Genomic DNA, 11,671 nt, shown 5'->3' with positions numbered 1-11,671 from the left:
TGACCCTCGCGCCGCAGGAAGACGTTCCCATCCGGGAGTCCGGAATCGCCCGCAACCCCTTGTGGATGCGGGCGTTTTCGCGTCCAAAAGGGCGTTGACACCGAGTTGCGGGCTGGGGTAGGTTCGATTCAGGCCGACGTCGAATCCGACGCATGCTCCCCGTAATACACGGAAATATCAAGCCGCCGGGATCCCCGGCGGCGTCCCCGCAGACCCTTCAGAAGAAGAGGCGATCGTGCAGTATACGCTGACCGAAGAGCAGCGCCTGATTCAGCAGACGGCGCGCGAGTTCGCCGACACCGTCATCGCCCCCGCCGCGGACAAGCATAACCGAGAGGCCAGATTTCCGCGCGAAATCGTCAAGGAACTGGGCCGCATGGGGTTTCTCGGCATGCTGGTGCCGGAGGTGTACGGCGGCAGTGCGGCCGGCAACTTCGCCCTGGTGCTGGCGTTGGAGGAGGTCAACCGGGCGTGCGCGTCCACCGGCGTGACCATGTCGGTGCAGAGCTCGCTGGTGACCGCGCCCATCGTCCACTGGGCCTCGGAAGACCTCAAGAAGCGCTACCTGCCCAGACTCGCCAGTGGAGAATTTCTCGGCGCGTACGCGCTGAGCGAACCGGGGTCGGGCAGCGATGCCGCTTCGCTGGTGACCAGCGCGGTGCGCGACGGCAATGAATTCGTCCTCAACGGAACCAAGAATTTCATCACCACTGGTCTGGAAGCGGATGTGGTGCTGGCCATGGTGCGCACCGACCCGTCCCACAAGACGCGCGGTATCTCCGCCTTCGTCATCGAAGCCGCCTCCAAGGGGTTCTCGGTGGGGAAGAAGGAAGACAAGCTGGGACTGCGCGCCTCCAGCACCACCCAGCTGGTGTTCGAGGATCTGCGTGTGCCCGCCGCCAACATGCTGGGCGACCTGGGGGGCGGGTTCAAGATCGCCATGCACACGCTGGACGGTGGACGCATCGGTATTGCGGCGCAGGCCGTCGGTATCGCCCAGGCGTGTCTCGACGCGTCGGTGAAGTACGCCGAAGAGCGCGAGGCCTTCGGTCAGCAGATCGGCAAGTTCCAGGCGATGCAGTGGAAGATCGCGGACATGGCGATGCACATCGAGGCGGCACGCCTGCTGGTCTACAATGCCGCCCGCCTCAAGGACGAGAAGCAGCCGCACGGCAAGGAAGCGGCCATGGCCAAACTGTTCGCGTCCCAGATCGCCAACCAGGCCGCGCGCGAAGCCGTGCAGATCCACGGCGGCGCCGGATACCTGGAGGACTTTCCCGTGGAACGCTACATGCGCGACGCGCGCATCACGGAGATCTACGAGGGCACCAGTGAGATCCAGCGCCTCGTGATCGCCCGCAGCGTTCTGCACAATCTGAAGTAGCGCGCCGGGCCATCCGCGCCCGAGGAGGTTCAAGGTGAAGATCGTCGTGCTCGTCAAGAGCGTTCCGGACACCGAATCCAAGATCAAGATCACCGCGGACGGTTCCGGCATCGAGACCCAGGGTCTCAAGTTTGTCATGAACCCCTACGACGAGTACGCCGTCGAGGAAGCCATCCGCATCCGTGAGCGCCTCAAGGACGATACCACCGTGGTCGCCGTCTCGCTGGGCCCCGATCGCGTGGAGGAGGTGCTGCGCACCGCGCTGGCCATGGGCGCGGACGACGCGATCCACGTGGGCGACCCGGCGTTCGAAGGCGGCGACGCCGGCGCCAACGCCCGCGTGCTGGCGGAGGTGATCCGCCCGCTCGGCGCCCATCTCATTCTCGGCGGCAAGCAGGGCATCGACGACGATGCCGCCCAGACCATCCCGGCCATCGCGGAGTTGCTCGGCATACCGCAGGCGCTCATCCTGACCGAACTCAAGATCGAGGGGAACAAAGCCAGCGCACGCAGGCGTGTGGAGGGCGGCGACGAAGTGGTGGAACTCACCCTCCCCGCCGCGGTGACCTGTGAGAAGGGGCTCAACGAGCCCCGCTACGCGTCGTTGCCCGGCATCATGAAGGCCAAGAAGAAGGAAATCCGCAAGGTGGGTCTCGCCGACGTGAAGCTCGATGCCGGACAGGTGGGGGCGGCGGGATCGAAGAGCAAGCTGGTTCGCTATCACGCGCTGCCCGAGCGCCCGCCGGTGAAGATGATCCCCGGGGATGCGGCGCAGCAGGCGAAGGAGCTCGCGCGGCTCCTGCGCGAAGAGGCCAAGGTCATCTAGCCGCTCGAAAGGACGAGGACATGTCGAAGGGAATCCTGGTATTCGGTGAGATTCGTGGCGGCGCGCTCAAGCCCATCGCCCGCGAGATCGTGACCGCGGCCAACGCGCTGTCGCAGTCGGGCGGCGGTCCGGTGAGCATCGCGCTCATCGGCGACGGGCTCGACGCCGCCGTCAACGACGCGAAGTCGCTTCCGGCGGGCAAGGTATTCGTGGCCCGCGACGCGCAACTTGCGGCGTATTCGAGCGAGGGATACACCACCGCACTCAAGGCCATCATCGATCAGTGCGGCGCGGACACGGTGCTCTTCGGCGCCACCGCCATGGGCAAGGATCTCTCCGCCCGCGCCGCCGCGCGCTGCGAAGCGGCGCTCTTCACGGACTGCACCGGGGTGACGCTCAGCGACGGAACGCTGCGCGTGTTGCGCCCGGTGTACTCGGGCAAGGTGATTGCGGAGATGGAGGCGGTGGCGCCGGTGCGCTTCGTGTCCATCCGGCCCAACGTGAACCCACCCGCCCAGGCCGCTTCCGGCGCCGAGGTCGTGGAGGTGGCGGCCGGGGTGAGCGCCGATTCCATCCACGGCCGGGTGGCGGAATTCGCGGCGACCTCGGGCGGCAAGAAGGACCTCACCGAGGCCGAGATCATCGTCTCCGGTGGGCGCTCGCTCAAGAGCGGTGAGAACTTCAAGATCCTGCAGGATCTCGCCGACGTGATGGGAGCCGCGGTGGGCGCGTCGCGCGCCGCGGTGGACGCCGGCTACGTGCCGCACGCCATGCAGGTGGGCCAGACCGGCAAGGTGGTCAACCCCAAGCTCTACGTGGCGGTGGGCATCTCCGGCGCCATCCAGCACCTGGCGGGCATGCGCACCTCCAAGGTGATCGTGGCCATCAACAAGGACGAGAACGCGCCCATCTTCCAGAAGGCGGATTACGGCGTGGTGGGTGATCTCTTCGACGTGGTTCCGCATCTCACCGAAGAGATGAAGAAGCTCGTCGCTTCCTGATCAGAACTGGTACATCAGGGATACCGAGCCCACCGTCGCGGTGGCGTCGTCGCCATCGCGGTCGTGGTCCTCGGGCTGCCAGTCAAACAGGACGTTGAGCCACAGCGCGCGGTACACGCGCGCGTTCACAAACAGATTCACGCGGTGGTAGACGTAGTCCGAGAAGATCACCTCGCTGTCGTCGATTGTTGCCGTGCCGGAGGAGAACGCCTCGTAGTCACGCGTGCCGGGTTCGTATGAGGCCCACAGGTAGAGCCCGCTCACGCCGATCTGCTCCAGGGCCAGTCGCACGCCCAGTTCGCGGTACTCCTCCTGCGGCACGTCCGTGCTGGACAGCCACCCGAACGCCGGGCCCGCCCCGAACCGGAACCCCCCACTGTACCAGTTTACGGCCATGTAGTTGCGCGACTCCAGGTAGTCGTCGTACGCGCCGGTGGCGACGTCGTAGTCATAGTTCTCGGTATCGGTCGCCATTTCAATGCTCCAGTGCTCCGCCACCGGCCACTCGAACAACCCGGAGACCAGCACCGACCAGAACGAGCTGCGGGTGCCGCCGTCGGGATAGTCGCGCTTTTCCGTGGAAACATTCACGTACAACCGCTCGTGGGGCGCACCGAACATGCGCACCTCCAGCAGCGGGCCCAGCGCGTGGTACTCGATCTCCGTGCTGTCCGGGATGGACATGGTGGTAAGGCGGATCCCGCCCGATACGCCACGGAAGGGGTCGCGGCCCACGTCGAGCATGGCGGTGGCAACGTTACGCGTGTAGTCGTAGTCGAACTCGGTGCGACGTTCGTAATCCAGGTTCTCGACGCGGTCGTCCAGCCGGACCGTCAGGTGGGTTCCCGCCCGCGCGCGCAGACCCGCGCGCGCGTAGGCGCGGGTGTAGTCGTTGGGGAACTCGTAGCCCGCTCCTTCCTGGAAGCCCCGCCGCGCGACCTCGCCGTCCAGGTTCACCACCCACCGGGCGCTGCCCAGGCGGCGGGTGAGCAGGCCGTGCACCGCCGTTTCCCAGCTGGATTCACCCAGGTATTGCCGGCCCTCCAGCAGCGAGTAGTTGCGGCCCAGCGCGCCGGTCACCCACGCCACCCGCAGGCGCGAGCGTGCTTCGTTGATGCTGCTCAGCGTGTCGGCCTCGGAGATGGAATAGCGCTCGGTGTAGGTGTCGAAACCCAGTTCCAGCGAGCCCAGCCAACGTCCGGCGGCGGTTGCCGGGGAGGAGAGTTGCGTGATCCCGAGCAGGAGTGCGGCCCCCGCGAGCGCGCCGATCCCGGGGCGGTGTCCGGCGCTCATCCGTGCCCGTCCCCGAACAGCGCGATGGCGGCGGTGAGCAGGTCGATCGCAAGCGGCTCGTCACCGGCGGCCAACGCTGCCAGCGCCTCCACGCGCAGCGCGCGCGCCTCGGCGAGGACCGCGTCGGGGAGCGATCCGTGGGCTTCGTCGTTGGCAATGAGGATCTCGAGGCGGGCCAGCAGGTCCTGAAGCGGCGCGTCGTTCGCGGACGCCGCCGTCTCCGGCGCGCGCGGCGGCGTTCCCGTCCCGGCGCACGCCGAGAGCGTGATGGCGGCGGCCAGTGCGACGGGGCGAAGGAGGTCAGTTCTCCGCATCTTTCATGGCGGACAGTCCGCTGCGGGCCAGGTTGTGTGCCACGCGGGTGAGCGCGAGCGCGCGCCGGGGGTCACCGTCGCCGAGTGCGGCCCGCGCCTCGCGCTGGCGGGAGGTCGCGCGTTCGAAGAACTCACGCGCGGTGGCACGGTCGCTGCCGGCGATGGTATCGCCGAGTTTTGTGATGGCATCGTCGGTGCGCGCCAGGGCGGATTCGACGGACGCGGGGTCCACCGCCACGTCCATGCCGCGCAGCGCGGCACGCACCGCCTCGCGGGCGCTGGTGGACAGGGCAAGGGCGCGCTTGTAGTCGCCGTCGCCGAGGGCGCGGCGTGCGTCGTCCTGCTGGCGTGCAGCTTCTTCCACCCTGCGCGTCGCACCGTCGTGAGCGGACTCACCCAGCACGTCACGCGCGCCCTCCAGAACGGCGTCGGTGAGTGCCACCGCGCGCACCGCCTGTTCCTCGTCGGACGCGCCGGCGCCGCCGCCCGCACGCATGGCGCGCAGGGCCAGGTTGCGCGCACCCCGGGTCTGCTCCACGGCGATGGCGGCGTCGCCACGCTCCGCGCTGCGTACCGCGCGCCGCTGCAACTCGTTCGCCTGCTCCAGCAACCGGTTCAACGCCGGGTCGTGCGACGCGCGCGATTCGCCCGCGCGCTCGATGATGCTCTGCGTGCGGTCTATCTCTTCGGCCACGTCCGGGCCCAGACCGTCGCGCCGTAGCATGCGGATGGCGCGGTTGGACAGGGCCAGCGAGGATTCGGCCAGGCGCAGCGACGTTTCGAACATGTGCTGCTGCACCTGCTCGCGTGCCCGCCGGAGGTTGTCGGCCGATTCGAGGATGAGGCGGCGCGCGACGATCTTGTCGTTCCCGTCTTCTTCGAACACGATGCGTGCCTGTTCGAGGCGGGTGGTGGCGCGCTCCATGGTGCGCACGGCCTGTTCTTCGATGCGGGCGTCGCGTTTGGCCACCGAGATGGTCTGCTGAATGACCTCGCGCGCGCGGACCGCCACCCGTCCCGCCTGCGCGTTGGAATTCTGCTCGAGCAGACCCACCGACTGCTTGTGCAGGGTGGTCGCGGTCTCCAGCAGACCGCGGGCGCGGATGCTGTTGGTCTCCTGCACCACGGCGGTGGCCACGCCGAGGAGTTCGGCGTTGCGTTCGATGAAGCCGCGCACCGAGTCCATGTTGCCCTGGGCGGTGGTGGGTACCGGCGCCGTCACCAGAGATGCGGCGCAGATCGACAGGAATATGAGAAATGCTTTCATGGTCGTCTCCGGGACCGTGTCCCGGGCCGGATACCGCAAGCCGGGTGCCAGCCGCGCGCCCGGACGGCCGGTGACGTATGTGAAAATGCGGCAATATGTTGCAAGAACCCGCGGGCCGGCGTGGCCCGGACCGTCTGCGGCGGGTGACCGCGCAGGGGCACCCCGTGCACCGGGTGGTCCAGTCCGCTACTCCATTCCATAGCGCTCCAGGCGGCCGTAGAGCGCGCGGCGCGTGATCCCCAGCAGCCGCGCGGCCTCGCTCTTGTTTCCACCCGTCGCGGCGAGCGCGCGTACAATGAGCTCGCGCTCCGCCTCCTCGAGGTTGAGTGTACCGGTTCCGTCCGCCGCGGAAACCACCGCCCCCACCCGTTCAGGCGCAATCATGATATCGGCGGTGCCGATGCGTCCCTCCGGTCGCAGGATCACCGCGCGCTCGAGCACGTTGCGCAGCTCGCGCACGTTGCCGGGCCAATCGTGTGCCGCCAGCCGTGCCAGCGCGTCGTCAGCGAGGTCGGCCGGCGCGCGGCCCCAGTCCGCGAGGAAGTGGCGCGCCAGGTCTGCGATGTCTTCGCGGCGCTCCCGCAGCGGCGGGATGACGATGGGGAAGACGTTGAGCCGGTAGAACAGGTCCTGGCGGAAACGGCCGCTGGCGATGTCTTCTTCCAGCACCTGGTGCGTGGCGGACACGAGGCGCACGTCGACGTGCACCTCCTTGACGCCACCCAGCGGCGTAAACGACTGCGATTCGAGCACGCGCAGCAGTTTCGCCTGCAGCGCCGCCGGCAGGTCGCCGATCTCGTCCAGGAACAGCGTGCCGCGGTCCGCGATACGAAAGTGCCCGGCCTTGCTGCGCACCGCACCCGTGAACGCGCCCTTCTCGTAGCCGAACAGTTCGCTCTCCAGCAGCGTGTCGGGGATGGCGGCGCAGTTGACGGCGATGAACGGGCCCGACGAACGGCCGGATGACCGGTGCAGCGCCCGCGCCACCACTTCCTTGCCGGTGCCGCTCTCGCCGCGGATCATCACCGCCGCGTCCGAACGCGCGAGACTCTGCACCAGACGCCGCACCTCCATCATGGCCGGGCTGGTGCCGACGAGGTCGCCCGCCGAGCCACCGGCCAGCGCCTGCCGCAGGCCACGGTTCTCGACCTCCAGCCGGCGCTTCTCCTCGATCCGGCCGATCACCAGCAGGACCTCTTCGTTGCGGAACGGCTTGATGATGTAGTCGTACGCGCCCTCGCGCATTGTCGCGATGGCGGTCTCGATGGACGCATAGGCCGTCATCACCACCACGTCCACCGCGGGAAAGCGGCGCCGAAGCTCCCGCAGCAGCGTCATTCCGTCCATCTCTCCCATGCGCAGGTCCGTGATGACGATGTCGGGAACGGCTGTCTCGACCGCGGCGAGCGCGTCGGCGCCGCTGGTGACCGCGCGGGCGTGGTGCCCGGCGTCGCCCAGTTCGTCGGCGAGAAGCGATCCGATGCGAACCTCGTCGTCCACGATGAGAATGTGCGCCATGCTGGGGCCTACTCCTTTGCGGCAGTTGCCGCGCCCGGGTCCCGCGGAAAGGAAAGCACGATGCGCGCGCCGCCTGAGTCCGCCCGCTCGATGCGCAGGCTGCCGCCGTGCTCCTCCATCACCGACTGCACCACGCTCAGGCCGAGACCACTGCCGTCGACCCGGGTGGTGAAGAAGGGACGCGTGACGTCCTTGAGAATGGCGGGGTCGATGCCCGGCCCGCTGTCGCTCACGCTGATAGTAACGTGCCCGGCATCGTGGCCCACGTCAATGCCTATGCGTCCGCCCTGCGGGGTGACCTCCAGGGCGTTCAACAGCACGTTCAGCACCGCCTGGCGCACGCGCCGTTCATCGCCATGCAGGGTCAGAGCGCCGGTGTCCTGCACCCCCACCTCGATATTCCCGGCCTTGGCCTGGTTCTCGACCGCCAGCAGGGCCCGGCGCAGGATGCGGCCGACTTCGAGGGGGACGAACGCCGCGGGTTGCGACTTCGCAAACTGGAGATAGCCGGTGAGGACACGATCCAGCCCGTCCACCTCGTCGACGATGTAGGTGAGCGCTTCATCGTCGATGGCGTGCCGGCGTTGCACGCGCTGTGCCGAGGCCCGGATGATGCTCAACGGGTTGCGAATCTCGTGCGCGATCGTCGCCACCATTCTGCCCAGCGTGGCCAGGTTGTCCGTCTCGATCATCGCCTCCCGCGCGCGTTCCAGCGAACGCGTGCGGCGGTAGAAGAGAAACCCCAGCAGGATGACCACCGAGGCATTGCCCAGCGAGATGAGCACGATGAGGTCGCGCAGCTCGCGCAGCTGTGCAAAGAACGACGCGCCAGCCTCCACGCCGACGACGCCGATGATCGTGCCGGTCACGCCGTGGACGGGCGCGTAGGCGCTCTTCAGGTACACGTCGCCGGTCCGGTACAGGCTTGTGTACGCCGCCACGCCGGCGCGGGCGAGGGCGACGGCCGCCACGTCGAGCTGGATGAAGGGGTTCTCGTCTCCGGGCTCGCTGTAACCGGCCAGGTCGATGGCGGTGTTTCCGGCGGCGGAGATGATGACGATGTTGGAGAGCTGGTGGTCGTCGCGCGCGATCAGCAACTGGTCGTAGAGGACGGGGTCGATGGTGCCCGCGGTGAGCGAATCCGGCCCGGCGTCCTCCACCTCGTGGGCCACCGCGGTGGCGATGGCGCGCAGACGTTCGCCCAGCTGGCTGTCGAGGTGGCCGCGCGCGCGTCGGTACAGCGCCAGGTTGGACAGGACGAGCACGGCCGAGAACGCGGCGAGAAAGACCACGAACAACGTGGGCCGTGTCCGCGCGGATACAATGGATCTTTGCATGGCCGGATGCGCCGGGTGCGCCAGCGTGGCATCATTCTAGGCGAGCGTCGCGAGGGGCGACAAGCAAAGAAGAGGGCAAACGGCGCGGGCCCGCCCACAATGGGCGAGCCCGCTGGTTTGTTCGATCCTGAAAAGGAACGGCTACCGAATGACGACGAACTTGCCGATCTTGCGCCTGTAGGCCTCGTTGGTATCGGTGTCGATGGCGAACAGGTAAACGCCGCTGGTGATGTCCTGGCCGTTGCGGCTGACGAGATCCCACTCCACCGTACCGTTGCCGGTGCGGCCGTCGAAGTAGAGCTCCTCCACCAGGTCACCCGCGAGGGTGAAGATGCGGATGGTGCCCTGATCGGCGGGCAGGTTGCGGAACTCCACCTTGATACCGGTGGGATCGTCGTTGTTGGGGCCCAGCGTCCACGGCTGCATGGACTCCGTGGTGGCTGGGTTGGGTACCACGTAGACATCGTCTTCGTTGTAGGCATAATCCGCCTGCGAGGGTCCGCCCGGCTCGATGAACACGAAGTTCGATGACGGATCACCCACGAGTCCCTCGAAGAAGGTCCCGTCGGAAGCGATGGCGTGGTCACCCGCGGTCACCGCGTAGAAGTACGGCCGCCCGCGGTGCATGCTGCGGTCGACGTAGCGGTAGTACTGCCGCCCCTTGTCGGTGATTCCCAGTTCCCACGCGGCCAGCGCACCCAGCGTGTCGCACACTTCCGAGGTGACGCCCTGCGGGCACGGCGGGTTGGAACCCGGGTACTCGGTCAGGTACTGCTTGATCGAGTTGATCATGTCCCGCTTGACCGACGGGGAGAGAATGCTGGTCAGCGGCTCGTAACGGTAGCGGTCGAGCCCTGTGTCCTCGCCGAAGTTGTTGATCAGGTCCATCTCCACCAGCAATTTCCACAACTCCTTGGGCGGGCCGTTGGAAGCCGAGGTGCCGGTCGGCCGCGTCCAGTTGTCGGCGCGGAACAGCCGGTAGCCCTCGAAGTCGTCCTTCAGCGTCTTGATGTCCGGCTTGGTCTCGCTGAAGTTGTCCCAGTAGATAGCGACGCCGTCGGTGCTCGTGTCGTCGATGCGCAGAAACGGCGGCGGCGGTGCCGTGCCCACGATCCAGAATATCTGGGTCTCGTTGCCGCCGACACCGGTCATGAACTTGAGTGTGTCTTCCTTGGCCGGGTCGTAACCGCAGGCGGTCTGGAAGAGCTGCTCTTCGGCGCAGTCGTTGTTGATCCAGACCGTCTGGCCGCGGGGAACGTTGATGGGCGGCGCGTTCTGATAGCGACAGGTATCGACGGCGATACCGCTGGCCGGTCCCGGTACGGGCGTTTCGCGCCCCGCGTATCCGGTCGGCACCGGGTCGTCACCGAGCAGGTTGAACCATGCGCCCTCGAAGGTGAGCTGCGCGTTGGCACCGTTGGCGATCATCCCGTCCAGGCGGTTTCCGATCACGAAGGCGGTCTGGAACACGAGCGTGCTGCCGGGCAGCAGCTCCTTGAACGGCCCCGCCGCCATGAGCATGCGGTAGTCGCGCGGCACCTGCGCGTCGCGCTCGATGATCTTCGACGAGAGCAGCTCGTAGCGCTCGAAGTCGTTGGTGGGATCGCCACCGTCTTCGAACGAGGCGCTGCCCGAGAAGTTGGCGTAGGTGCTGATGCCCACGCGGCGCGGTGCGAACTCGCCGTTGGGGTCGATGGTGTGGTCGAGGAACATGATCCCCAGGTAGCCGAGCGTGCGGCCGTTGTCGCCGTCGGCGTCGAACACGAACGCGATGTCCATCGACACCGGGCCGAGGTCGGTGCACAGCACGGGCACGGCGCGGCGGCCGGTGGCGTCGTCTTCCCAGTAGTTGTCCACGTCACGCGGACCGGCGTCACCGTCGGCGAAGAAGCCGATGTACACGTCCTCGAGGACGTTGTTGCCCTGGTTGGTGATGATGAACTGGGCGCCGATAAAGTCGTCGAAGCGGTCTTCCTCCCACTGGTAGCTCTCCTGGCGCACGTGGAGGTTCAGCGGGTTGTGCTGCGGATAGATCTGCGTGGCGGAGGGCTGGTCGTCGGTGTACTGGCACACGAACATCTGCTTGGAGACGGCCGCGAAGTCCTCGTCGATCTGACCGTCGCCGTCGTCGTCGCGCCCGTTGAGCCAGTCCTCGTCCACCTCGCCGTCCTTGTCGTCGTCGCGGTTGTCGGATGGCGCGCGCGCGCCGCCCCGGGCACCCTCGGCCGCGCGATACATGATGTCGAGGGGGTCCTGGGTCGGGCGGAATTCGAACGCATACGCGGCGGTGGACACCGCCGGGACGCCCGCCTTCAACGCGCCCACCCACATGCCGGCCACGAACAGGTACTCGACACCGCTGCCCGCGGGCCACTGCGCGGAAGGAGCCTCGGAGAAGGTCAGCCCCGAGCCCGGCCAGGAGCCGAACTGTCCCCAGTTGCCGACGTGCATCTGCAACTCGCCGACGTTGTGAACGTTGGAGCCATCCAGCACAAAGATCCGGTTGGGGCCGGTCTGGCCCTTCTTGGTGACCTCGCTGGGGGTGTCGATGCGCGCGAACACGAGGGACGGAAGTACGGCGGCCACGATGAACAGGCCGGCGGACCACACATTGCGCTTTCTCATTCCGGTATCCTTCCTATCAGTCCGGAAGACCGTAACATGCGTACTGGGAACAGGCTGTTGGCCGGCCGCCTACGGCCGATACGAGTGGTGGGATCACTGGAAAAGG

At 67.4% G+C, this 11,671-nt stretch carries 9 protein-coding genes; 3 read left to right on the top strand and 6 right to left on the bottom strand.

From position 1 onward, the window contains the following. Positions 1-235 precede the first annotated feature (235 nt). From OEX18_01710 to OEX18_01700, 3 genes are read left to right on the top strand one after another with little or no spacing between them, the layout of a single operon-like run. Positions 236-1,384 (top strand): acyl-CoA dehydrogenase, encoded by a 1,149-nt coding sequence (locus OEX18_01710; GenBank protein ID MDH4335975.1) that lies wholly within the window; start codon positions 236-238, stop codon positions 1,382-1,384. Positions 1,385-1,418: 34 nt separating this feature from the next. Continuing rightward, complete coding sequence (locus OEX18_01705; protein MDH4335974.1) at positions 1,419-2,210, top strand: electron transfer flavoprotein subunit beta/FixA family protein; 792 nt, start codon at positions 1,419-1,421, stop codon at positions 2,208-2,210. 20 nt (positions 2,211-2,230) lie between these two features. Continuing rightward, positions 2,231-3,211, top strand: coding sequence for an electron transfer flavoprotein subunit alpha/FixB family protein (locus OEX18_01700; GenBank protein MDH4335973.1), 981 nt, complete (start codon positions 2,231-2,233; stop codon positions 3,209-3,211). On the opposite strand, the gene OEX18_01695 is transcribed toward OEX18_01700, so the two are convergent. The 6 genes from OEX18_01695 to OEX18_01670 all read right to left on the bottom strand — a co-directional run bounded on the left by OEX18_01695 (position 3,212) and on the right by OEX18_01670 (position 11,565). After that, complete coding sequence (locus OEX18_01695) at positions 3,212-4,504, bottom strand: hypothetical protein (protein ID MDH4335972.1); 1,293 nt, start codon at positions 4,502-4,504, stop codon at positions 3,212-3,214. Further along, positions 4,501-4,818: a hypothetical protein gene (locus OEX18_01690; protein MDH4335971.1), complete on the bottom strand. Its 318-nt coding sequence runs from the start codon at positions 4,816-4,818 to the stop codon at positions 4,501-4,503. Before OEX18_01690 ends, OEX18_01695 begins: the two co-directional genes overlap by 4 nt. After that, entirely contained in the window at positions 4,805-6,085 is a 1,281-nt protein-coding gene (locus OEX18_01685) for a hypothetical protein (protein ID MDH4335970.1), read from the bottom strand. The genes OEX18_01690 and OEX18_01685 overlap by 14 nt, the downstream gene beginning before the upstream one ends. A gap of 186 nt (positions 6,086-6,271) precedes the next feature. Continuing rightward, positions 6,272-7,603, bottom strand: coding sequence for a sigma-54 dependent transcriptional regulator (locus OEX18_01680; GenBank protein MDH4335969.1), 1,332 nt, complete (start codon positions 7,601-7,603; stop codon positions 6,272-6,274). A gap of 8 nt (positions 7,604-7,611) precedes the next feature. After that, positions 7,612-8,940 (bottom strand): ATP-binding protein, encoded by a 1,329-nt coding sequence (locus tag OEX18_01675; protein MDH4335968.1) that lies wholly within the window; start codon positions 8,938-8,940, stop codon positions 7,612-7,614. A 141-nt stretch (positions 8,941-9,081) separates the two neighbouring features. After that, a complete protein-coding gene (locus tag OEX18_01670; protein MDH4335967.1) occupies positions 9,082-11,565 on the bottom strand; it encodes a hypothetical protein in 2,484 nt (827 codons plus the stop codon). Positions 11,566-11,671 lie beyond the last annotated feature (106 nt).

The organism is Candidatus Krumholzibacteriia bacterium, from assembly GCA_029865265.1.
Lineage (GTDB): Bacteria > Krumholzibacteriota > Krumholzibacteriia > WVZY01 > JAKEHA01 > JAKEHA01.
This window is presented reverse-complemented; position numbering and strand designations above follow the sequence as displayed.